Source organism: Enterocloster lavalensis, from assembly GCF_046603895.1.
In the GTDB taxonomy this organism is placed as follows: domain Bacteria; phylum Bacillota; class Clostridia; order Lachnospirales; family Lachnospiraceae; genus Enterocloster; species Enterocloster lavalensis.
The window spans coordinates 5359219-5382276 of the sequence record NZ_CP176637.1; the positions used below are offsets into that span (position 1 = coordinate 5359219).

The following is a 23058-nucleotide window of genomic DNA, read 5'->3' on the forward strand; positions in this document are numbered from 1 at the left end:
GGCAAATCTCTGGTCTGACGAACAGAAATCACATCAGGCTATGCATGAGGGTAAGACTGCCCCACAAGTTGAAGCCCAATAACTACACGGAATCATGTATGGTAAATGTGGCAGATAGATGGAGAGAAAGAAACGTGTGGTACCCGGGGAGGTCTGTACGATATGTCCTGAAAGGGATAACCATTATCGTGAGATAATGCTGAACGTACAGAAGTCAGCCGAGGTCATAGTAGCCGAGAGGCGAAGGACCGAATCAATAGGAGTCCTTAGTACAACCGGGAAAGGAGGAAAGAACATTGGGTGCAGAAAACAGAGAAAGCTGCTCGCAAAGAGATAGCGCGGAACGTGAAGGGTATGTGAGAGCGCACCGTTCTTTCCGTCGGACATGGAAGGAACGGGACAGTGCACAACCGGAGCTCTTAGAGAAGATACTGGATAAGGACAACCTGAACAGAGCGTTCAAGAGAGTAAAGGCAAACAAGGGAGCACCGGGAATCGACGGAATGACCGTGGAGGAAGCCGGAGCATACCTTCGGGAGAACCAGAAAGAGCTTATCGGGAGAATCAAAAGGGGGAAATATACTCCCGACCCGGTAAGACGAGTGGAAATCCCAAAGCCAGACGGTGGAATACGAAAGCTTGGTATTCCAACCGTCAAAGACCGTATTTTCCAGCAAGCCATAACACAACAGCTCATGCCGGTCTATGAGCCGTCATTCTCGGAAAACAGCTATGGTTATCGACCGGGGAGAAGCGCAAAAGACGCCATTCTGAAAGTGAAGGAGTATGCAGAACAGGGATATACCCATGCAGTGACATTAGACCTGTCGAAATACTTTGATACACTTAACCACGAAATGCTCCTGAATATCTTGCGAAGGAATATAAAGGACGAAAGGGTAATCCAGTGGATTAAGAGATACTTAAAGAGTGGTGTCATGGAAAACGGTATAGTCATGGAAACCGAAGAAGGATCGCCGCAGGGCGGAAACATCTCGCCACTGTTGGCAAATATCTATCTGAACGAGTTCGACCAGGAGTTTGAGAAGCGGGGAGTGGCATTTGTACGCTATGCAGACGATATTGTGCTGTTAGCTAAAAGTGAGAGAGCCGCAAAGAGATTACTGGAATCCAGCACGAAATATCTGGAGAAAACACTGAAACTGAAAGTGAATCAAAAGAAAAGTCGTGTGGTAAGTGTGTTTGCAATCCGAAATTTTAAGTTTCTTGGCTTCACATTGGGAAAGAACGGGAAGGGCATATATGTCCGGGTTCATGGGAAGTCATGGAAGAAGATGAAGACAAAACTGAAAGAGCTCAGTTCCCGAAGGTCTTGTCAGAGTATACGTCCTTCATTGGAAAAGATAAAAGTATTCATGCGTGGATGGCTGAATTATTATGGGATTGCGGATATGAAGAACAGGATAGACGAACTAAACTCATGGCTGTATCACCGTATTCGAATGTGCATATGGAAACAATGGAAGTTACCCAAAACAAGGAAAAGAAACCTAATAAAACTCGGGATACCTGAATATTTTGCACATCAGGCGGCAAACAGCCGCAGGAAATACTGGTATGTAACGGGAATGGGAGCGGTCAACAGAGCATTAACACAAGAAAGACTGATAAACAGAGGCTTTTATGATTTAGCTACTGCCTATCAGTCCGTGCACGTCAACTATTGAAACCGCCGTGTACCGAACGGTACGCACGGTGGTGTGAGAGGACGGGAGTTAATCACTCCCTCCTACTCGATTGCTTGTCTGTGTTTTGCGAAAAGATCATGGAAAACTGTAACATCTGATACAGAAAAAAATCGTTTTTTGGAGTATACTTCTAACTGAGAAATCCAGACGCTCAGGGTTTCAGGGTTTCACGCGAACAGTAGGACGCCAGCCGGTCGGGATCGCAGAGCTCAATCCACTTGCGGTGGGGGATAATGATGTTCTCATCGCGCAGGCGCGCAAGGCTTCTTGCGATATGGACTCTCGTGGTGGTGAGGATTTCTGCGATATTTTCCTGGGTCAGGTAAATATCAGGGCTGCTCCCCTCGGGGCCGTGCTGGGAAAAAAGGTACAGCAGATTACACAGCTTGATGAAGGTGCTGTTGTATTCCTGATGCGCGCTCTCGTACAGCAGAAGATTGATGTAGGCTGCGTACCAGTTCAGCATACGGACGCTGAGTTCCCGGTTGTCGTAAAACATGTGGAGCATCTCCGCCTTGGTAAAGGAGAGAACTTCCATCTCCGATAAGGCGGTGGTGACGATGGACTGCTCAATCTTAAATTCTACCTGGTGGCAGCCGGGAAATAAGGTGCCTTTGCTGTGCATGGACGAGATTTTGCGGAAACCGTCTTCATGTTCCAGGGAAGTAAGGGCAATACCGGAAATAATGTAGTATACATGGGTCAGCGGCTCGCCGGGCGCCCAAAGGTATTCGTGTTTGCGAAAGCGCTTGCGGACATGGGGGTGGGAGAGAAAATATTCATAAAAGTCTGTGTAGTCGTCAGCAAAATAATAACGTGGAATCAGCATGGAACGCCCCGCCTTTCCTGAGAATATGTTCATCATAGCATAAAATCAGGGCTGCTGCAAATTGTGAGTTGCTGCCGGAGGGAGAAGGCGGGCGCTGCATCAAATCAAAAACGGGAGGAAACGGATATGAAACAGATTCTGATCATACAGGGCGGCGGACGCCCCAAAGGAAACACGGCTCAGCTGGTTGCCGCTTTTAAGCGCGGAGCGGAGGAAGCCGGCCATCAAGTGGAGGTGGTATCTCTGATAAAAAAGGAGGTAAAAGGCTGCCTGGGATGTAATGCCTGCCGGTACGGGAAGCCTTGTATCCAAAAAGACGATTTCAATGAGCTGGCGCCGAAAATAAAAGCGGCGGACCTGGTCGTATTCGCGTCGCCCTTGTATTTCTGGACTTTGTCCTCCCGGATCAAGGCATTGATTGAGCGGTTTTATTGTATTGCGGAAAAAGATACGGACCCGCCCCTGGGCCGCTATGAACGGTATCCGGTCAAAGATTCCGCGCTGCTGGTTACGGCGGCCGACAATTTTTTCTGGACCTTTGAACAGGTGACCTCCTATTACCAATATGCGATTGTCAATTATATTGGATTCCATGACCGGGGAATGCTGCTTGCCGGAGGCTGCGGCGATACAAATGATGGGCCTCAGATTGACAAGACCCGTCATTTGCATGAGGCATATGAATTTGGAAGGAAGATTTTTGCCTCATAGGCGCCGGGCGGAGCGGAAATAAGACCACCCTACCCTGAAAGAAGCGGCGTATGAGGACAGCTTGCCGGCTAATATTTCTCCGGAATCCGAATATGAGCTGCATTATAAAACTTATATTTTTCTAATATATGCTTCCTCATACGCACTAAATAGTAACGGTAACAATCCGCTATGCCATCTGCAAAGGAACCTGCATCCCCTTCAATTAGTTGCTGAAGCGCCAGAATAACTTGTTTGTTGAGACGGAAAAGCGTATGTCTCCTGGATGGATAATAAGCAAAATGATGCCCCCATTCGAGCAGACGTCCGGTTTCGGATAATATAATATAAAAAGGTTCCAACGTGGTATGTCTCAGGATGGCTTCAAAAATATCCGCCAGGTAAATAGAGTCGGAAGAGGTAAAACGATCTGCTAACCCATCCAGTTCTGCTCTTGTAAAATGTGGAGCGGCTGCGAAAGCCGCCGGACGGATGATCAGTACCATTAACTGTAGGGCATGAATGTAACGCAATGCCTTTTCCACATATCCGGAATTAAGAGCCAGCTGATGAAGTTTCGTGTGATCCGGCTCTATAACGATCGTGCCTTTCCCATTTAATTTCTTTACAAAACCTCTCTGTTCGAGTTCTGCCAAAGCCTTTCTGACCGTCGATAAAGAGACGTCATATTGACTGGCCAGCTGCTTTTCATGCGGAAGAAACATTCCGACGGAATATTCCCCAAGGCCAATTTTTAGATTCATATCGTCAATAATTTTTGAGTAATGGTAATCCCGGCCGCGCATGGGATTCCATGAAAATTTCAATCCAGTTTGTTCAGGACATTTGGGCGTGGTATCCGACAGATAATTTAAGGTATCTTCAATGGAATCTGCAAGTTTTTGATACATGTTTGATAACTGATGGTACATTGTGAGCGGATCATCGCCCTTTAATAGATCGATTATGGTATTGGTTGCAGATGCAGACCCCTGTGAAACGTGCTCAAAGAAATAAGGGCAATCTTCTGCAAAGAATGTGAGCTTATTATAAAGGCCAAATGTAGAATAGAGTTCGCTCAACAGGGGATTACCACCGATTCTTAACAGATCATATCCTAATTTGGAAGGAGGGCGCCATCCGCCGGGTGTATGCCCCGAACGCAATACTTTCATAGCCTGTTTATAGTGGGGCATGAGTTCCACATCAACGCCCCGCAAAGCAAAAACCAGAAGTGGAGGCAGTATCAGGGCAAAAGTCTGATAGACCTGTAAAATCCCATCCTTTTGTTTTAAAATCTCGAAAACAGTATTTGTTGAATTGCATGTATCTTTTGTTGAGACAACGACCGGTGCAAGGCGGGGCTGAATATCGATCAGCCCTTCCTCGCGCAATGCGTCAAAGACACGGTTGATCGTATATCTGCTCACATGAAATTGATCGCAGTACATCCTTGAAGATGGCAGGGCATTTCCGGGAAGTATCTGGCCCTCCAGAATGGACTGCTTAATTTCGTTATATACAAATGTAAACTTTGTTTCCTGCGGTTTCATCACGCGCCTCCTGTCTGAATGGATTATATCATGCCGGACCAATTTTGTCAGTATGAAAGGGCTATACCTATTTGCACACCTTACCAATATTGGTGTTGCCGGTAGGTGGAGAGAACCTTTATAATGAAACTGTAAAATTGTTAGGAAAGAGTTTCAGGGAGGATTGACATCAATGGGAAACAGTAAACAGAAGAATCCCACAACGCGTTTTTTGATATGCAGTTTCATTGGGCTTTTGATCTTCAGTGTTATTATTTTCAGCCTGCTCGGAATCTATATGGGCCGAAAGAGCAAAAAGGCCGTTTACGAAATTGGGGAAATCTACATGTCCGGAATGAATGAGCAAATGTCCAGACACTTTGAAACGGTTATAAAATTGCGTTTTGATCAAGTCAGAGGCATTGTTTCCGTCGTCTCATCGGAAGATGGCGATAAAGGGAAGCTATATGAGGAACTTATTTACAGGGCGCAGGTCAGGGATTTTGATTATTTAGCGCTTTGCTCTGCCGGGGGAGATTTTCAGACACTTTATGGACAATCAATACAGCCGCTTAACCCGGAACCCTTTGTAGAGGCATTATTGCAAGGGGAACAAAGAGTGGCGGTGGGCGTTGATTCTGCCGGAAATGAAGTGGTATTGTTCGGCGCTTACGCCGCTTATCCGATGGATAATGGCAACAGGAGCACCGGCCTCATAGCCGCCGTCCCCCTGGAATATATTACGGATTTCCTTTCGTTAGAGGACGAAGAGCAGTTGATGTATTATCATATTATACGGCCAAATGGCAGCTTTGTAATACAAAACGCCAACACTGAGTTATGGTATTTCTTTGAACAATTACAAAAGCAGCTTAATTTGACAACAAAGGAAGAATCTGGGGAAAACCCGGTTGAAAAATTCGGCATTGCTCTAAAAAATCATGAAGAATACGCTACGACAGTTGAAGTAAATGGTGAAGAACGGCAAATTTATGGGATATCATTACCTTATTCGGAGTGGTATTTAGTATCGGTGATGCCTTATAGCAGATTGGACGGTATCATAAATAATCTGAGCAGCCAGCGTGTGCTCATGACATTGCTGTCCTGTGCTTCTGTTTTAATCATTCTGACATTGATTTTTCTTCGGTATTTCTCCATAACCCGCTCTCAGCTGCATGAATTGGAGAAAGCCCGGCAGACGGCCCTTGAAGCGAACAAGGCGAAAAGCGAATTTTTAGCAAATATGAGCCACGATATCCGTACGCCTATGAATGCAATCGTAGGCATGACCGCCATTGCCACAGCCCACATAGACGACCGGAAGCAGGTACAGAATTGCCTTAGAAAAATCACATTGTCAAGTAAACACCTGTTAGGGCTGATCAACGATGTTCTGGATCTGTCTAAGATTGAAAGTGGTAAATTAACATTAACAATCGAACAGATTTCATTAAAAGAGGTTATTGAAGGAATTGTCAGCATTATGCAGCCGCAGGTTCAGACAAAAAAGCAGAACTTTGACATACATGTTGAAAATATCTTAACAGAAAACGTGTGGTGCGACGGTGTGCGCTTGAACCAGATTTTGCTGAATCTCTTATCGAATGCAACGAAGTATACGCCGGAGGGCGGTTCGATCCAATTATCCCTCTCGGAAGATCAATCTCCGAAAGGGGAAAATCATGTCCGGATTTATATCAAGGTCAAAGATAATGGAATCGGCATGTCGCCGGATTTTCTGAAAAAAATATATGAATCCTACAGCCGTGCGGATGGGGCCAGAATACACAAAACCGAGGGCGCCGGTTTGGGAATGGCGATTACAAAGTACATTGTGGACGCAATGGAGGGAACCATTGATATACAAAGTGAGCTGGATAAAGGCACCGAGTTTTTTCTCATGTTTGATTTTGAAAAAGCGGCTGCAATGGAAATGGACCTGGTTCTTCCTTCCTGGAATATGCTGGTGGTCGATGATGACGAACTATTATGCAGGACAGCCGTGGACGCACTAAAATCCATCGGGATAAAAGCTGAATGGACATTAAGCGGAGAAACGGCAATAGAACTGGTAAACCAACACCACAAAAAGAGAACGGATTATCAAATCATTCTATTGGATTGGAAATTACCTGGCATGAACGGGATTCAGACAGCAAAGGAAATACGGCGCAATTTGGGAGATGACGTACCGATTTTGTTGATTTCCGCATATGACTGGAGTGAATTTGAAGCGGAGGCCCGGGAGGCGGGGATTAGTGGTTTTATTTCCAAACCGCTTTTTAAATCTACGCTGTATCACGCTTTGCGTCAGTATATGGACGTTGAAACGGAGCATGACCGGACATTGAACCAAACGATTGATTTATCCGGGCACCGTATCCTGCTTGCGGAGGATAATGAGCTTAACTGGGAGGTCGCAAGAGAATTGTTGTCCGATCTGGGGGTGGAGATGGATTGGGCAGAAGACGGTCAAATGTGTCTGGATAAGTTCCAAAAATCCCCAAAGGGTTATTACGATGCGATTCTCATGGACATACGAATGCCGCATATGGGAGGGTATGAGGCTACAGAAGCGATTCGGGGACTGAATCATCCGGATGCCATATCCGTTCCAATTATAGCCATGAGTGCAGATACTTTTTCTGACGATATACAACATTGTTTCGCATGCGGTATGAATGCCCATATCGCAAAGCCGATTGACGTTGCGGAATTGACCCGCTTATTAAAAAGATATTTAATCGAAATTCAGCCCTGAAAGAAGGGAGCCGCAAAATCATCTGTTTTGATGACTCTGCGACTCTCTTCTGCCGTGCTGATCCATTTTTATCAATTTTCTACGCTACTTTTAAGGCACCCTATTTGGATACATGATAGGAATCCAGCAGCTGGTTTTTCATGTGCCACAGCTCGTTGGAGAGGTCCACATGCACGGTGTGGGGGTTGATCAGACGCTTGGACTCGTCCCACAGGGTGTCCAGTTCTTTTTTGCAGTAAGCCTGGATGTCCATGACCTTGGGGGAGCGGTATACGCATTTCCCTTCCAGGAAAACCGGAACCATCAGTTCCCGCAGAGTGTAGGACCCGGGGGCCAGTTTGGTTTTCTTCCAGGTCTCGATGGGGTCGAACAGGAGTAAGGAGTTGCTGGAATCGTACTGTTCGCCCACCAGGCAGATCAGATCGGCGATGATTTTGCCCGTGTTTTTGTCGTAGATCCGCTGGATGGTTTTGTTGCCCGGGTTGGTGATTTTTTCTGCGTTCTCGGACAGCTTGATTTTGGGAATGAACTGGCCGCTGGCCTTGTCGTAGACGGCCGCAAGCTTGTATACGCCGCCGAAGGAGGGGCAGTCCTTGGAGGTGATCAGGTTGGTGCCGACGCCCCAGGAATTGATGGTCGCGCCCTGCATTTTCAGGCTGTTGATCAGCTCCTCGTCCAGGTCGTTGGAGGCGGAGATCACCGCGTCGGAGAAACCGGCCTCGTCCAGCATCTTTTTCGCTTTTTTGGACAGGTAGGCCAGGTCGCCGCTGTCCAGGCGGATTCCGTAGAAGGTCAGGGGAATTCCGGCCTCGCGCATCTCCTTAAATACCTTGATGGCGTTGGGTACGCCGGAGTTTAAGGTGTCGTAGGTGTCCACCAGCAGGATGCAGGCGCTGGGGTACAGCTTGGCGTAGGTGCGGAAGGCGGTCAGCTCGTCCGGGAAGCTCATGATCCAGCTGTGGGCGTGGGTGCCCTTCACCGGCACGTCGAACATTTTGCCGGTGAGCACGTTGGAGGTGCCGATACAGCCGGCGATCATGGCGGCTCTGGCGCCGTAGATTCCCGCGTCAGGTCCCTGGGCCCGGCGCAGGCCGAACTCCATGACGCCGTCGCCCTTGGCCGCGTAGACGATGCGCTCGGTTTTGGTGGCGATCAGGCTCTGGTGGTTGATGATGTTGAGCAGGGCCGTCTCCACCAGCTGGGCCTGCATGATGGGGGCGATGACCTTCACCAGGGGTTCCCTGGGGAATACGACGGTGCCCTCGGGGATCGCGTAGATATCGCCGGTAAAGCGGAACTCATGGAGATAGTCCAGAAAATCTTCCTCAAACATGTTCAGGCTGCGCAGATATTCGACCTCGTCGTCGGTAAAATGCAGGTTCTCAATGTACTCGATCACCTGTTCCAGCCCGGCGCAGATAGCGAAGCCGTTGCCGTGGGGATTGGTGCGGTAAAACATATCAAAGATCACCGTCTCGTTGGCGTCTTTTTCTTTAAAATACCCCTGCATCATGGTCAGCTCATACAGGTCGGTCAGTAGGGTTAAATTCCTTTGCTCCATGTTGTTTCCTCCTATGGCGCGGGCAGCCTGCTCCTGGCAGTAAAATTTTGGAGGTCCGCGCGGTTATTGTACAGTAGTATAGCATAAATTTTACAAAAGGCAAATGAATTGATAAAAAAATAACAATCAAGTGTGGGCGGCAAAGGGAGGAGGCCGGGATATCAAGAGGAAATAAATGGGGTTTTTGAGGGATTTACATGGCGTGGGGCGGGGAAATGGTGTAGAATAAGGGGAAGAGAGGAGGCGGGCGGAATGATATTGTACAGACCCGTGGGCAAGCGGGAATTGGAACTGATTGAGCAGAGCGGATACAGGGCGTTTCCGCCGCGTTTGCCGGAACAGCCGATTTTTTATCCGGTGTTGAATCAGCGGTATGCGGAGGAGATCGCCGGACGCTGGAATACCCGGGACGCCAGGTCCGGCTATCGTGGTTACGTGACCCGGTTTGAGGTGGAGGACCGGTACATTTCCCGGTTTGAGTCCCACATTGTGGGGGCTTCCTGGCATGAAGAATTCTGGATTCCGGCCGGGGAGCTGGAGGAGTTCAACCGGCACATCCTGGGGCGGATCGAGGTGGTGAAGACCTTTGGGCCGGAGGAGGAAATGGAGGCGGACGGAGGTATGCTCCGGATGTCTTCTGACCACGCCGCCCATCTGCGGGAGGTGGTAGAGCGGGCGGGAAAGGCGGACCCCATGCGCAGGGTGTTTGGGGCGCAGAAACATCAGTACCGTTTGAATCCGGTGGTTTCCCGGGAGGAGGTTGAGCGGTTTGAAGCGCGGTATAACGTCAAGCTGCCCCCGGAGTATGTATTTTTTATAACCCAGGTCGGAAACGGCGGGGCAGGGCCTTACTATGGGTTGTATCCGCTGGAAAAGATGGCCGCGTATACGGAGTATCTGGAAGTGTATGACAAGGAGGATATGCAGGGGCTTCCGGCATTTATTGACCGGCGGATGACCAGGGAGGACTGGGCCGCGGCGATGGAGCGGGCGGAGGACGATACGGCCTACGACAAGGTGATGAAAGAGGTCTGTGCCGGTCTGCTGGTGATCGGAACCCAGGGATGCACCTACGACAATCTCCTGATGTGGAAAGGCAGCGAGCAGGGCAAGATCGTTTACATCGACTGGAATCTGGAGCCGGAGTACGGTCCGTTTTTGACCGGAATGTCTTTTCTGGACTGGTATGAGAGCTATTTCCAGGAAATCATCGCGGGCAACAGCGTTACCTCCTACGGCTACCGCAGCCTGAAATCCGAAGAGGAGCTGGCCGCGCTGTATCCGGCCGTGGAAACGTCCGAGGAGCGGCGGCAGATTCTGATGGGATTTTTCCGCTTTAACCGGGTGGAGCCGGGAACGGTGGAATTTCTCGCCGGACTGCGTGACCCGGAGCTTGACGGGCTGCGGACGGAGCTGCTCTTCCGGTTCGATCCTGCCAGAGGCTTTCAGGTGTTCGAGGAGCTTTTGGGCGGGAGAAATCCCGCCGGGGCGGTGGACTGTGCCAGGCGGATGCCGGATGAGAATAAGGACCGGTATTATTCTCAGATGGCCGGACTTCTGGGAAGGCCGGAGGTGAGAGAAAAAAGCCGGCTGTTGTTTTTCCTCAACGACTGTAGTTGCCGCAGGGCAAAGGATTTGGCTGATTTTGCGGCTGATCCAAAAAATGATGAGGAGAGCCGGAAAACAGCGGTCTATGTGATGGGCTGCTGCCCTGACCGGATGGATTTTCTGCCGCTGTTTAAGGCGCTGATGCGGGGGGACTCCTACTGGCTGGCCCACACCGCCCTCCAGGCCGTGGCGAAGACGCCCTGCATGGAACTGCTTGAGACTTATGAGTGGATGTGGGATAAGTACAAGGGGGACAAGGTGATGCGCTCCAACCTGGTGATTGCCTTTAAAAATCTGGGGATTAACCGGGAATGAGCGGGGAGGCGCGATATTTGGCATGGAAATTGTAATGACGGAATTTCTGGATGTGGCGGCATTACAGCGGGAACTGGGTATGGAGGCCTGGACCATGGCGGACTGCTCGGTGGGGGCGGACGGTATGATTTACCTGCTCTTTTCCGCCTGTGTGCCGGAGCGGATCAACGGGATGTTTGTGGACACCCGGGCGAATACGGAATACCGGGGGCTGGGGATTGCGGCGGACTGGCAGGATGGGACGATTCTGGGCTGGGAACAATATGACTTCGGCATGCACGAGATGAATTACCATTTTATACAGCCGGTTGGGGAGGACATTCTGCTGTTGGGAGCAAGGGCCAGACGCTACCGGGACGGGAGTGCGGACCAAAACGCCGTGATTGTGGACCGGTACGGCCGTAAGCTTCATAAAATGTGCCTGGGCGACGGCATTGAGTCCTGTGCCGTCACCCGGGACGGCCGGATTGTCACCAGCTATTTTGACGAGGGCGTATTCGGCAATTTCGGCTGGGACCAGCCGGTGGGAAGCTGCGGCCTGATCGTCTGGGACCGGGATGGAAACGCGGTCTGGAAAAACAGGGCTTACTCCATCTGTGACTGTTATGCCATGAATCTGGACGATCAGGAAAATCTATGGTTCTACTATTATGATGAGTTTAACCTGGTGCGGACGGATTTCAAGTCAAAGGACTGGGTTTTTAAGCCGCGCAGGGACGGGATAACGGCATTTCTGGTCACTGCCAGCGGCAGAGGTCTGTTGACCGACGGCGGCTACGGGAAACACGGACAATTCCATTACTATGAGTTCAGAGGAATGAATTTGGCGTACAAGGCTCCGGTGGATGTGGTGTTTGACGGAAAAACGTTGTCGTTCAACTGGCTGCATTTCCGGGGGTCTAAAGCGGTGTTGGTGGACAACTGCGGCCGTCTGTTCTGCCGGGAGATCCTGTGAGCCGGACAGGTCGTATATTAATTCGGACTATAAGGGGAGAAACGCGATGAAAAATTTCAACCGGGAATACACCGCATTTGCACTCTGCGGCTTAAACTGCGGTCTCTGCCCGATGTATCACATGGAAAACCCCTGCCCCGGTTGCGGGGGCGGGGAGGGAAATCAGTCCTGCGCCATCGCCCGCTGCAGCCTGGAACACGGCGGACCGGCGCATTGTTCCCAGTGCGGGGAGTTTCCATGCGCCCGGTATGAGGGGCTGACCGGGTACGACTCCTTTCTGTCCCACCGGAATATGCTGCGGGACTTGAAACGGGCGGAAGAGATGGGATATCCGGCTTACCGGGCGGAGCTGGAGGAGAAGATGGAGATTCTGCGAAAGCTGCTGCTTCAGTACAACGACGGGCGGCGCAAGACATTTTTCTGCACCGCGGTCAATCTGCTGGAACTGGAGGACGCGCGTGCGGTGATGGAACAGATCGAGGCTGGGACCGGGCCGGAACAGGGGCTTAAGGAGCGGGCGGCGGCCGCGGCGGACTGCTTTCGAACGATGGCGGACAGCCGGGGGATTTCGCTGAAGCTGCGGAAAAAAACGAAAAAGGCGTAGACGCGCTCTGGTACAGAGGGATTTGGGCGGGAATACGGAAAGGATTTGATATGGCGATTGTGATGATTTTGCTGGTGGCCGTTATCGCGCTGCGGTACGTGAGCATTTTCTATTACTGCAGCGAGCTGAAAAAGGAGATAGCCGGCGCGAGGGAATCCTACAGGGGAACCGCTATTGCCCAGATTGCGGATGTGGAGGAGGAGCGCGTGGATCGCTCGACCACTTTTTATTGGCCTGTGTTCCGGTTCGAGGCGGAGGGCAGGACGTATCAGAAAACCAGCGCCATATTCAGTGATAAAAAGCACACGTACCAGACCGGGTGGTATTATGAAATCCGCTATGACTTAAACGACCCGGAGAAATTTATGCTGGCGGACGACGTGGAGGCCTACGACATGGCAGAGCGGGTGTCCCGGAGCTTTGTGATGGCCATCGTGGTGGGCGGCGGGCTGGCGCTTCTGGTGGCGGCGCTGCGGTAATTATTTTTAGGTCAGGAGGACGGAACATGGATGGGAAAGCGGTGAGGCCCTTTCAGGCAGGGGATTTGGATGCGGTGATGGAAATATGGCTGAGCGCCAATTTGCAGGCCCATTCCTTCATACCGGAGGAATATTGGCGGGAAAACGCCCGGGAGGTGCGCAGGCTGCTGCCGGAGGCGGCGGTTTATGTCCGGGAGGAGGACGGCGTTCCCGTGGGCTTTATCGGGCTGCAGGGAAATTACATCGCGGGACTGTTCGTCCGTCCGGACCGGCAGTCCTGCGGCATAGGCGGAGAGCTTCTGCGGTTCGCCAGGGAGCAGAACAGCTGCCTTTGCCTGAGCGTTTACAAGAAAAATGAACGGGCGCTGGACTTTTACCTGCGGCACGGCTTCCGGATCAAAGCGTGGCGGACGGATGAAAATACCGGGGAGCAGGAGGTGTCCATGTCGTGGCGGGGGGAGAGATGAGGGGCTGGAGTGTGAAGGATTTAACAAAATCATCCGCGATTCCTTCATTTGATTTTGATCATCGCGTTAAGGTGAATTGTGAAAAAGTTCAGACGGTGGATGGTAAGAAATATTCAGTGTTGGCTAAAATATAAGCATTACGAGATGTAGCAACAGGAGGTGCGGTCCATGACGGCAGAAGAGATTTACGCCGGTGAATCCGATAATGTGGAATTTAAAGAAGGTATTCCAGCCAAAAGCGAAAAGTACATGAAAACCGTTGTGGCTTTTGCAAACGGCAAGGGTGGCAAGATAATGCAAAGAATATGAACTCCCGGAACCGGAGTTTCTCGATTTCGACGGAGATTTCAGAGTGAATATGTTCCGGCGGACAGCGATTGGAACGAATGGTATCAGTGAGACTAAAAATGAGACTAATGATACCAAAGAGACGATTGCATTGAGTCTAATTCTTGAGAATCCGGCAATTACCCAAAAAGAAATAAAGGAAAAGATGGGAATCTCATTAGTTACGGTAAAGCGCCTGATGGCAAACCTACAGAAGAGCGGAAGAATCCAGAGAAAGGGATCCAGTCGAAGCGGCACGTGGCAGGTGGAGGAACCAAAGGATTAAGTGTGGCAGAGCTGAATCAGTATCAGATAATCGAAAACCTGAATGGGGAGTTTACGGATGAAGCCCGAAAGATCGTCTTTGGGTACGAAGATAAAACCGCCGGCAACCCCAACTAAACGGAGCGTTGATTGGCTTTTGCCTCATTGTCTGCTAAACTCTCAATCAGGAGGTAAACGAACATGGACTGTGTAAAAATCGGGAAGCTGATCCGCGCGCTGCGCAAGGACCAGGGGTTGACGCAAAGACAGCTGGCCGCGGCAATGAACATCAGTGAGCAGGCTGTCTCCAAGTGGGAGCGGGGATTGGGGTTCCCGGACGTGTCCTTACTTCCGGAATTATCGGAGGTCCTGGGCGTCAGTCCGGAGACAGTGCTCTCCGGGGAGATGGACGCCAACGATCTGGTAGGAGGAAATATGAAGAAACTGAAATTTTACGTCTGCCCCACCTGCGGAAACCTGATAACCGCCACGGCGGAGGCGGCCGTGTCCTGCTGCGGCAAAAAGCTGCGGCCCATGGAGCTTCAGAAGGCCGGGGCGGAGGAAAAGCTCAAGGTGGAGCTGATCGAGCAGGATTATTTTATCACCACGGACCACGAGATGACCAAGGATCATTACATCACCTTTGTGGCACTTCTGACCGGGGACAGCCTGATGCTGCGCAAGCTGTATCCCGAGTGGAACCTGCAGACGCGCATTCCACGCTTCGGCCACGGGATGCTGGTGTGGAATTGCAGCAGGCACGGGCTGTTCTGGCAGGCGCTGTAAATCAGACCGTAAAAATCTAAAATGTGAAATGAGGGCGTTAAGACCGCGGAAGGCGGTTTTGACGCCCTCGTTGCGTTCCGGCGGTGGATACACGCTAAAGGCGGATGCCTGCGATTTCATGTATTTTCCGGAACTGGTTGATTTTACCAGCGTTATGTGATAAAATACATAACGATCGTTATTCTTAAAAAAGAATAACGATAAATAAATCGAATCTACAAAAAATGGAGGAGAAGCATGAGAAAAAATTTCAGGGTATTGGGAACCGTATTCGCGCTGGCGCTGGCCGTGACGGCAGGCTGCGCGGCGACGGGAGGAAACGCGCAGTCGTCCGTCACGTCTGAGACCCAGGCGGAAACGGCCGTCGAACCGGGGAACGAGACAGCCGCCGGGGGGCAGTCGGGGAGCGGGACCCAGACGGAGAGCGGAAATCAGGCGGGGAGCGGGACCCATACAGAGAGCGCATCCCTGACGGAAAAACCGGTAAAGGATATGGCGGGGCGCGATATCCAGGTGCCGGATGTGGTGAAATCCGTGTACTCCACCAGCCCGGTGGGAACCAATTTCATGTACACGTTTGACGACAGGATGGTGGCCGGTCTCAATGTGGATCTCTCCGATGAGGAGAAACGCTTTACCACGGAGTATTACCAGAATCTTCCAAATCTTGGCGGCTGGTACGGTAAGGGGAATGAGGGGAATATAGAGGAGATCATCAAGGCGGACCCGGACCTGGTTCTGGCCTCCGGAGTGGACCGGTCCAGCATCGACACTGCAGACCAGCTTCAGGAAAAGCTGGGGATCCCCGTGGTGCTGATCGACACGGATTTTGATTCCATGGCCGAGTCTTACCGCTTTGTGGGCCGGATCACCGGCAATGTGGAGCGGGGCGAGAAACTGGCCGCGTACACGGAGGAAACCATTCAAAGGGCCAGGGAGATCACCGCTTCCATCCCGGAGGACAAGCGTGTGACCGTGTATTACGCGGAGGAGGCCCTGGGGCTGAACACGGACCCATCCGGCTCTCCCCATTCCCGTCTGATCGACCTGTGCGGCGGAATCAACGTGGCGGACTGTGAGATTTCCCCGGGATACGGGAGGACCGAGGTGTCCATGGAGCAGGTGATCGCCTGGGATCCCCAGTTTATCATTGCCTGCGTGGACAACGGCTTTGCGGATTCCGGCAGCTACAGCGCGATTATGAACAATTCCCAGTGGGCCGTGATCCGGGCGGTGAAGGACGGCCACGTGTACGAGACGCCGACCGTGCCCCAGAACTGGTTCGACCGTCCGCCCAGCGTAAATACCATTATTGGGATCAAGTGGGTGCAGAACCTGCTGTACCCGGAATACACGGATTACGATATTAAGGAGGAGACAAAGGCGTTTTATTCCCTGTTTTACCACTATGATCTGAGCGACGGCGAGGTGGACAGCCTTCTGGCCCGCTCGCTGAGGGCGCAGTGATATGGCGGAGATTGGACGGGAACTTTTAGCGCTGCCATGGCGGGCGGTTTTGGAACGCTATCCTTATGCGGAGGATTATTTTCAGGCCAACGGACTGGGCGGGATGGATTTTCCATCCCCCTCCCTGGGCCGGGACATAGAGGCGCTGGATGAGGATATCCTGGACGACGTGGGGATCTCCAGGGAGGAGCTGGCAGAAAACTTTCTGCTGTTTATCGGGCGAATGGAGCGGCTGAAACGCAAGAGCGCGTCCCTGGAAAGCCTGACCATTCTGGGAGGGCACAGAAAGGACGGGGAACCGGAGCGGCTGGATCTGACCATCCGCAGAGGGGAGGTGCTGGCTATCGTCGGCCCCACCGGCTCCGGAAAGAGCAGGCTGCTGGCGGATATCGAGTGCCTGGCCCAGGGGGACACCCAGACCGGGCGAACCGTGCTTGTGGACGGCCGAAAACCCACGCCGCAGGAGCGGTTTTCCATTGAAAACAAGCTGATCGCCCAGCTCTCCCAGAACATGAATTTTGTCATGGACCTGCCGGTGCTGGAATTTCTGAATATGCATGGAGAGAGCCGCATGATCTCCGGCATCGGGGAGGTGGCCGGGCGGATTTTCGAACATGCCAACGAGCTGGCGGGGGAACCATTTTCCCCGAAAACCCCGCTGACACAGCTCAGCGGCGGCCAGTCCCGGGCGCTGATGATTGCGGACACGGCCATGCTCAGCACCTCGCCGGTGGTGCTGATCGACGAGATCGAGAACGCGGGGGTGGACCGCAAAAAGGCCCTGGAGCTGTTGGTTCAGGAGGGGAAAATCGTGTTGATGTCCACCCACGATCCCCTGCTGGCCCTCATGGGCGCCAAGCGCCTGGTGATTGAGAACGGCGGGGTGAAAACGGTGATCAGAACCAGTGAGCGGGAGCGGGAAAATCTGGCCGCGCTGGAGCGGATAGACCGGAAAATGCAGCGGCTGCGCAATCAGATCCGCCTGGGCGGGGCCATCGAGTATTCCGTGGCCGGATATTTTGCGGAAGGAGAAGAGAGATGAAGATAACAGGTACCACGCCGGTGAGCCGGATTTTAAGCGAGTACCCGGACAGTTTTGAGGTATTTTTGAGAAACGGGTTTCCATACCCGGACGGTCCGGCCATGATCCGGGAGATCGGGGAGGACACCATGCTTCAGACCGTGTTGCGGGTGCGGGAAATGAACCTGGAGCTGTTTTTGTACGATCTGGAAAACGCCATCTTAAAGGCGGAGCAGGAGCGGCGCTATGTGCTGGAAGATTTTAACCCCTGGGATCACCTGGATTTCTATGGAAATACCATCTGTCCCCTGAAATTTACCTTCAAGGACGCTCTGGAGGAGTTGGAGCGGGAGCACGCCGGCAAGACCGGGACGGTGCGGAAATGCTATGTCGAGGCTGGGAAAAATTCCAACGATACCTGCGACGAGCTGTGGTCCGATCCGGACCCGGAGCGTTTTCCGGCCATACTGTTCACCAAGGAGTTCAACCAGTATCTGGGCAGGGACTTTCGGGAGCGGATGGCGGACAAGGGGTATTTTACTGCGGATTTCTACCGGGACATCGAGATCAATCCCCAGTTTGTCAATGCGGGCCTGATGGACCCCCTGGGCCAGTACGGGGTCTACGCCGTGATGGCGGATGTGCTGCTGGTCGACCGGAACAAGCTGGGAGATTTGCCGGTTCCGCGGACCAGAAAGGACCTGCTGGACCCGCGCTACAGGGACCGCATCGTTTTGTTCGGAAAGGACCGGACAGAGATTTCCAACGCGACCTTCCTTTATATTTACAAGGAATTCGGAATGGACGGCATCCGCAGTCTGGCCCGGAATGTGAAGCACGCGCTCCACGGCGCCCAGATGTCCAGGATGGCCGGTTCCGCCAACACGGAGGGAGGGGCTGTCTATTTGGTATCCTGGTTTTTCGCAAAGACCTGCGTGAAGCCCAATGTGGAGATCGTCTGGCCCGAGGACGGCTGTATGACGCTGCCCATGTATCTGTTGGTGCGCAAGGACCGTCTGGAGGCGGTGCGGGATATTGTGGACTATATCGTGGGGGATGAGTTCGCCGCCGCCTGCTCCAGGGCGTATACCCCGGCAGCCAACGCTGCGGGCGGGGAGATACTGCCTCCCGGGGCGAAGCTTGCCTGGCTGGGCTGGGACTATATCCGCTCCCATGACCTGGAAGCCGTCGCGGGAGCCTGCAAGGATGTATTTTTTGCGGAGTGGGAGCGGACGCACAGAGAGGGGCGGATGTTCTTATGAGACTGATCACCGTATCCGGGCCGCCTTCCTCGGGAAAGACCTCGGTTGTGATCCGCGCGGTGGAGCAGATGGGCGGCGGGGAGAAGGTCATGGTGGTGAAGTTCGACTGCCTGTCCTCCACGGACCAGGAGCGTTACCAGCGGGCCGGAATCCGGGCGGTCACCGGGCTGTCCGGCAATCAATGCCCCGATCATTTTTATATCAGCAACGTGGAGGACTGCGCAAAGCGCGCCCAGGCGGAGGGCTTTGAATATCTGATTGTGGAGAGCGCCGGTCTCTGCAACCGCTGCGCTCCCCATCTGAAGGACTGTCTGGCCGTCTGTGTGATCGACAACCTGTCCGGGGTGAACACGCCCCACAAGATCGGGCCCATGCTGCGCTTTGCGGACGTGGTGGCGGTGACTAAGGGGGATATCGTGTCACAGGCGGAGCGGGAGGTATTTTCCTTCAAGGTGAAGCAGGCCAATTCCCGGGCCGGTATCCTGTTTGTGAACGGAATCACAGGCCAGGGCGCTTTTGACCTGGCCAGGGAGATGAAGCTGGGCCCGGAGCTGGGAATGGGGCTGGCGGGCAGACGCCTGCGGTTTACCATGCCCTCCGCCCTGTGCTCCTACTGTCTGGGGGAGACCCGGGTGGGCGAGGAGTATTTGAAGGGCAACTATAAAAAGATGAAGTGGGATTGAGGTATGGAACCGATGAGAGAGGAAATGGACGAGATGCTGGAGCGGGAGGGGAGCCGGGCGTGGATCAGGCTTCTGCTCTTATTCCTTCTGCTGGCGGTTGGGTTTATCATGTCCCTGGCGGTAGGGCGCTATTACATCCCGGTGTCGGAGATTCTCACCGCCTTTACCGGGGGACAGGTGCCGGATAAGACCGGACAGGTTTTGATGGTGGTCCGCCTGCCCCGGGTGCTGGCGGCCGTGCTGGTGGGAGGCGCCATGTCGGTGTCCGGAGCGGCGTATCAGGGGATGTTTAAAAATCCTTTGGTTTCGCCGGATATTCTGGGCTCCTCCGCGGGCGCCGGTTTTGGCGCCGCCCTGGCGATTTTGCTGTCCTTCGGCGTGGCGGGGACCAAGGGGGCGGCATTTTTCTTCGGCCTGTTCGCAGTGTTGATCACCTGGCTGATCAGCCGCCGGTTCGGAAAGGGGGACGACAGCCTGTTCCTGCTGATCCTGGGCGGGATCATCGTATCCAACTTGTTTCAATCCCTGATCTCGCTGGTGAAATACGCGGCGGACCCCACGGACAAGCTGCCGGCCATCACCTTCTGGCTCATGGGCAGCCTGTCCAAAGCGGTGATGAAGGACGTGCAGGTGATGCTTGTGCCCTTTGTGCTCTGTACGGCGGTGCTGGTGTTCTGCGCGGGACGCCTGAACATCCTGGCTCTTGGGGAGGAGGAAGCCAGGACGCTGGGGATCAATACGGGGCTTTTGCAGGTGGCGGTGATTGTCACGGCCACGGTTCTGACCGCTTTCTGCGTGTCCCTCTGCGGTATGATCGGCTGGGTGGGGCTGGTGATTCCCCATCTGGCCCGGATGATGGTGGGGCCCAACTTTAAAGTGCTGCTGCCCGCCTCCCTGCTGTTGGGCAGCAGTTACCTGCTGATCATGGACGACCTGTGCCGCAGCGTGTTTGCGGTGGAGATTCCTCTGGGAATCATCACCTCCCTGGCCGGGCTCCCGTTTTTTCTCTATCTGCTGACCAGGCAGAACAAAGGGTGGTGATTTGGATGATTCGGACGGAAAAGCTCTGCTGCGGTTACGGCAGCAGGATGGTTCTGCAAAATGTCAGCCTCTCCATGGAGGCGGGGGAGCTGTGGTGCGTGCTGGGCGCCAACGGAGTGGGGAAAAGCACACTGTTCAAAACGCTTCTGGGACTTTTAAAGCCCATGGGCGGGACCGTGCTTGTGGACGGCAGGCCCGTGGAGCAGTGGAGCCGGGCGGAATTTGCGCGCCGGGTGTCCTATGTGCCTCAGGGGCACACGCCGCCGTTCCCGTTTAAGGTGTGGGAGGTGGCGGCCATGGGGCGGAATCCCTACCAGCGGGGCATAGGCCGCCTGTCGCGGGAGGACCGTCGAGTTGTGGCGGAAGCCCTGGAAATTTTGGGAATCGAACGGCTGGCCGGGGAAATTTACACCAGGATCAGCGGAGGGGAGCGTCAGCTGACGCTTCTGGCCCGGGCGATTGCCCAACAGACGCCGGTGATGTTTTTGGACGAGCCGGTGTCCAACCTGGATTTCGGCAACCACGCCCGGGTGCTCAGGCATGTGCGGGATTTGGCGGCTATGGGCAAGACCATGGTCATGACCACCCACTGCCCGGACCACGCCTTTTTTCCGGAGAGCCGGGTGGTGCTGCTGGACCGCGGCGGCGTGATCTGTACGGGCCGGGGCACGGACGTGGTGACGGAGGAATTGATCCGCAGGATGTACGGCGTGGACAATCGGATCGTGGTGCTGAACCGCGGAGACGGCGAGGCGGAGCGGGTCTGTGTGGCCGATTGCTGAGTGCGGTTGGAAATGGATCGGAATGTGAAAGGAGAGAGACAGGATGGAGAAGATAGACTTTACGAACCCGGACTATGAATTCGACGATATAGCGGAGCAGGTATTTTATCCCATCTATGATGTGATCGCCCAGGACCTGCTGGAGGAGACGGGAATCGTCTCCGGGTCCATGCTGGACGTGGGTTGCGGGGGCGGCCATCTGGGTTTTGCGGTGATGGCTAAGTCGGATTTGACAGGGGCTTTTGTGGACATCAACGCCACGGCCGTAAGGCTGGCAGAGGAGAGGGCGAAACGGCTGGGAGTCCGGGAGCGCAGCCGGTTTTACCGGGCGGACGTGGTCTCGCTGCCCTTTGAGGACCGGTCCTTTGACCTGGTGATCAGCCGCGGCTCCATGTTTTTCTGGGAGGACCAGGAGCGGGCGTTCTCAGAGATTCTGAGGGTTTTAAAGCCGGGCGGCAAGACCTACATCGGCGGCGGGCTGGGCAGGTCCTGGCAGCGCAAAGCCATTATGGAGCGGATGGACGAGCTGGGCCTGGTCTGCATGGGCCGTCAGAAGGACGCCTCAATGGCGCTTACGGACGGGGAATACCGGAGTCTGGCAGAACGGCTGGGACACCCGCTGTCCATTGTGAACGACGGGGAGCGGGGGCATTGGCTGGTTTTTGAGGGATGAGAGCGGAAAAATGCATAGGGAGCAGGCATTTTAGAGAGCAAGCGGGCGGAGCCTGCGGTCAATGGATCGCTGGCTCCGCCCGTTTGCCGGTGCGCCCGGCGTTTTCTGTTTTAACGGAATGTGATGCAGACCGGACTCCCCGTATGCACGATATCCAGCGCAGGCAAGAGCTGCCCGGTCACGCTGTCAAAGGCAAAGGGCACGATGGTGTCGCTGTCCTCGTTGGCCACGTAATACCTCCCGTCGGGCCCGAAGCAGCAAAAGCGGGGGGTTTTGCCCAGACAGGGATAGAAGCCTGTGGCGCGCAGGTATCCGGTCAGGGGATCAATGCGGTAGACCGACAGGATATCCGTGTACCGGTTGGACACCAGCACCCACTGGCCGGTGGGGTCCACCGAGACCTCGCTGGCGTCGGAGTAGCCGGTGACGGTCTCGGGCACCGTGGAGAGCTCCTGGAGCGCCTTCAGCCTGCCGGTCTCCTGGTCGAAGTCAAAGTAGAGCACCTTGTTGCCCTTTTCCTCGCACATGTACACCCAGCGGTTGTTGGGGTGGACGGCGGCGTGGCGCGGCTCGTCCCAGGTGCGGGAGAGGAAGCGGTCCGCCTCGGCGAAACTGCCGGTCTCCTGGTCGTACTTGAGGGCGCGCATCTGGCCGTATCCGTTGCCCCGGCCCTGGGCGCAGGCGAACAGATAGCTTCGGGTCTGATCCCAGAGGCACTGGTGGATGGTGGACACCTTGCCCTCCTCCTTGCCCTCGTAGGTGAAGGTGGAGACGACCCCGCCAAGGGAGCCGTCGGCGTTCCGGCGGATGGTGTAGAGCGTGCCGCCCTGAAGGGTGGCCACGATCACGTTCTGGTTGTCGGCGTCCACGGTGACGTCCACGGGATTTTTGCCGCCGATGTCGATGGTGTTTAAGTGCCGCAGGGTGCCGTCGGCCTGAATCTCATAGGAGGAGACCAGGGTCAGGTCGCCGTGGACGCTGTACAAATATTTCTGTTCCAGGTCCAGGCACTGGTAGCTGGGATTGTCCTCCACAAACAGGCACTGCTTTTCGTTCCAGCTGCCGTCCGGCTGTATTTCATAGACCACAAGTCCGTTGCCGCGGGCGTTGCGCGCTTTGGTGGTGCGGCAGCCTACATATGCGTATTTCATAGCATTTTCCTTTCTTTTACAAAATTGATTGGGTTCGTCGGGTGGTTTGTCTTGCCGTCTGCGTTCATTATAAAGAACAATATACAGT

General features: G+C 53.8%; 23 protein-coding genes and 1 pseudogene. 20 read left to right on the forward strand and 4 right to left on the reverse strand.

The window, feature by feature from the left end:
- The first annotated feature begins 118 nt into the window (after positions 1-118).
- Together ACK2JC_RS24160 and ltrA are read left to right on the forward strand one after the other, a co-directional pair.
- Positions 119-337, forward strand: a complete 219-nt coding sequence (locus tag ACK2JC_RS24160; RefSeq protein WP_411337816.1) for a hypothetical protein — start codon at positions 119-121, stop codon at positions 335-337.
- The gene (gene ltrA / locus ACK2JC_RS24165) at positions 297-1688 is read left to right on the forward strand and encodes a group II intron reverse transcriptase/maturase (RefSeq protein ID WP_411337943.1); all 1392 of its coding nucleotides are present in this window, start codon (positions 297-299) and stop codon (positions 1686-1688) included. The genes ACK2JC_RS24160 and ltrA overlap by 41 nt, the downstream gene beginning before the upstream one ends.
- A gap of 172 nt (positions 1689-1860) precedes the next feature.
- Here the strand turns inward: ltrA and ACK2JC_RS24170 are convergent, their stop codons facing one another.
- Positions 1861-2538, reverse strand: coding sequence for a Crp/Fnr family transcriptional regulator (locus ACK2JC_RS24170; RefSeq protein ID WP_320938358.1), 678 nt, complete (start codon positions 2536-2538; stop codon positions 1861-1863).
- A gap of 126 nt (positions 2539-2664) precedes the next feature.
- Here ACK2JC_RS24170 and ACK2JC_RS24175 point away from each other — a divergent pair, with 126 nt between their 5' ends.
- The gene (locus ACK2JC_RS24175) at positions 2665-3249 is read left to right on the forward strand and encodes a flavodoxin family protein (RefSeq protein ID WP_320938359.1); all 585 of its coding nucleotides are present in this window, start codon (positions 2665-2667) and stop codon (positions 3247-3249) included.
- Positions 3250-3317: 68 nt separating this feature from the next.
- Here ACK2JC_RS24175 and ACK2JC_RS24180 read toward each other — a convergent pair whose 3' ends face one another.
- On the reverse strand, positions 3318-4781 hold the full coding sequence (locus tag ACK2JC_RS24180) for a GntR family transcriptional regulator (protein WP_320938360.1): 1464 nt from the start codon (positions 4779-4781) through the stop codon (positions 3318-3320).
- Between the two features lie 172 nt (positions 4782-4953).
- Between ACK2JC_RS24180 and ACK2JC_RS24185 the strand changes: the two genes are divergently transcribed.
- Positions 4954-7524: a response regulator gene (locus ACK2JC_RS24185; protein WP_411337946.1), complete on the forward strand. Its 2571-nt coding sequence runs from the start codon at positions 4954-4956 to the stop codon at positions 7522-7524.
- A 100-nt stretch (positions 7525-7624) separates the two neighbouring features.
- Here the strand turns inward: ACK2JC_RS24185 and ACK2JC_RS24190 are convergent, their stop codons facing one another.
- A complete protein-coding gene (locus ACK2JC_RS24190; RefSeq protein ID WP_302327934.1) occupies positions 7625-9085 on the reverse strand; it encodes a nicotinate phosphoribosyltransferase in 1461 nt (486 codons plus the stop codon).
- A gap of 252 nt (positions 9086-9337) precedes the next feature.
- Between ACK2JC_RS24190 and ACK2JC_RS24195 the strand changes: the two genes are divergently transcribed.
- From ACK2JC_RS24195 to ACK2JC_RS24270, 16 genes and pseudogenes are all read left to right on the forward strand, one after another.
- Complete coding sequence (locus ACK2JC_RS24195) at positions 9338-11008, forward strand: SMI1/KNR4 family protein (protein WP_320938362.1); 1671 nt, start codon at positions 9338-9340, stop codon at positions 11006-11008.
- Between the two features lie 22 nt (positions 11009-11030).
- Positions 11031-11963 (forward strand): hypothetical protein, encoded by a 933-nt coding sequence (locus tag ACK2JC_RS24200; RefSeq protein ID WP_276851434.1) that lies wholly within the window; start codon positions 11031-11033, stop codon positions 11961-11963.
- Positions 11964-12009: 46 nt separating this feature from the next.
- Positions 12010-12567, forward strand: coding sequence for a DUF3795 domain-containing protein (locus tag ACK2JC_RS24205; RefSeq protein ID WP_092367415.1), 558 nt, complete (start codon positions 12010-12012; stop codon positions 12565-12567).
- A gap of 50 nt (positions 12568-12617) precedes the next feature.
- Positions 12618-13046: a DUF3592 domain-containing protein gene (locus ACK2JC_RS24210; protein WP_320938363.1), complete on the forward strand. Its 429-nt coding sequence runs from the start codon at positions 12618-12620 to the stop codon at positions 13044-13046.
- 26 nt (positions 13047-13072) lie between these two features.
- Positions 13073-13513, forward strand: a complete 441-nt coding sequence (locus tag ACK2JC_RS24215) for a GNAT family N-acetyltransferase (RefSeq protein WP_320938364.1) — start codon at positions 13073-13075, stop codon at positions 13511-13513.
- Positions 13495-13647 carry a hypothetical protein gene (locus tag ACK2JC_RS24220; RefSeq protein ID WP_368271409.1) on the forward strand — a complete coding sequence of 51 codons (153 nt, stop codon included), beginning with the start codon at positions 13495-13497 and terminating at the stop codon, positions 13645-13647. Before ACK2JC_RS24215 ends, ACK2JC_RS24220 begins: the two co-directional genes overlap by 19 nt.
- 34 nt (positions 13648-13681) lie before the next feature.
- Positions 13682-13810: pseudogene (locus ACK2JC_RS24225) on the forward strand (helix-turn-helix domain-containing protein); the annotation flags it as partial.
- Between the two features lie 61 nt (positions 13811-13871).
- Complete coding sequence (locus ACK2JC_RS24230) at positions 13872-14126, forward strand: winged helix-turn-helix transcriptional regulator (RefSeq protein WP_368271410.1); 255 nt, start codon at positions 13872-13874, stop codon at positions 14124-14126.
- 179 nt (positions 14127-14305) lie between these two features.
- Positions 14306-14890, forward strand: a complete 585-nt coding sequence (locus ACK2JC_RS24235; RefSeq protein WP_024735194.1) for a helix-turn-helix domain-containing protein — start codon at positions 14306-14308, stop codon at positions 14888-14890.
- Positions 14891-15127: 237 nt separating this feature from the next.
- On the forward strand, positions 15128-16357 hold the full coding sequence (locus ACK2JC_RS24240) for an ABC transporter substrate-binding protein (RefSeq protein ID WP_320938365.1): 1230 nt from the start codon (positions 15128-15130) through the stop codon (positions 16355-16357).
- A gap of 1 nt (position 16358) precedes the next feature.
- The gene (locus ACK2JC_RS24245) at positions 16359-17399 is read left to right on the forward strand and encodes an ATP-binding cassette domain-containing protein (RefSeq protein WP_320936622.1); all 1041 of its coding nucleotides are present in this window, start codon (positions 16359-16361) and stop codon (positions 17397-17399) included.
- Positions 17396-18640, forward strand: coding sequence for an ABC transporter substrate-binding protein (locus ACK2JC_RS24250; protein ID WP_320936623.1), 1245 nt, complete (start codon positions 17396-17398; stop codon positions 18638-18640). The genes ACK2JC_RS24245 and ACK2JC_RS24250 overlap by 4 nt, the downstream gene beginning before the upstream one ends.
- On the forward strand, positions 18637-19323 hold the full coding sequence (locus ACK2JC_RS24255; protein ID WP_227168463.1) for a GTP-binding protein: 687 nt from the start codon (positions 18637-18639) through the stop codon (positions 19321-19323). The genes ACK2JC_RS24250 and ACK2JC_RS24255 overlap by 4 nt, the downstream gene beginning before the upstream one ends.
- Positions 19324-19326: 3 nt before the next feature.
- Positions 19327-20364, forward strand: a complete 1038-nt coding sequence (locus ACK2JC_RS24260) for an iron ABC transporter permease (protein WP_320936625.1) — start codon at positions 19327-19329, stop codon at positions 20362-20364.
- Positions 20365-20369: 5 nt separating this feature from the next.
- The gene (locus ACK2JC_RS24265) at positions 20370-21146 is read left to right on the forward strand and encodes an ABC transporter ATP-binding protein (protein WP_320936626.1); all 777 of its coding nucleotides are present in this window, start codon (positions 20370-20372) and stop codon (positions 21144-21146) included.
- A gap of 43 nt (positions 21147-21189) precedes the next feature.
- A complete protein-coding gene (locus ACK2JC_RS24270; protein WP_118756174.1) occupies positions 21190-21819 on the forward strand; it encodes a class I SAM-dependent methyltransferase in 630 nt (209 codons plus the stop codon).
- Between the two features lie 110 nt (positions 21820-21929).
- Here the strand turns inward: ACK2JC_RS24270 and ACK2JC_RS24275 are convergent, their stop codons facing one another.
- A complete protein-coding gene (locus tag ACK2JC_RS24275; RefSeq protein ID WP_320936627.1) occupies positions 21930-22970 on the reverse strand; it encodes a lactonase family protein in 1041 nt (346 codons plus the stop codon).
- Between the last annotated feature and the right edge of the window lie 88 nt (positions 22971-23058).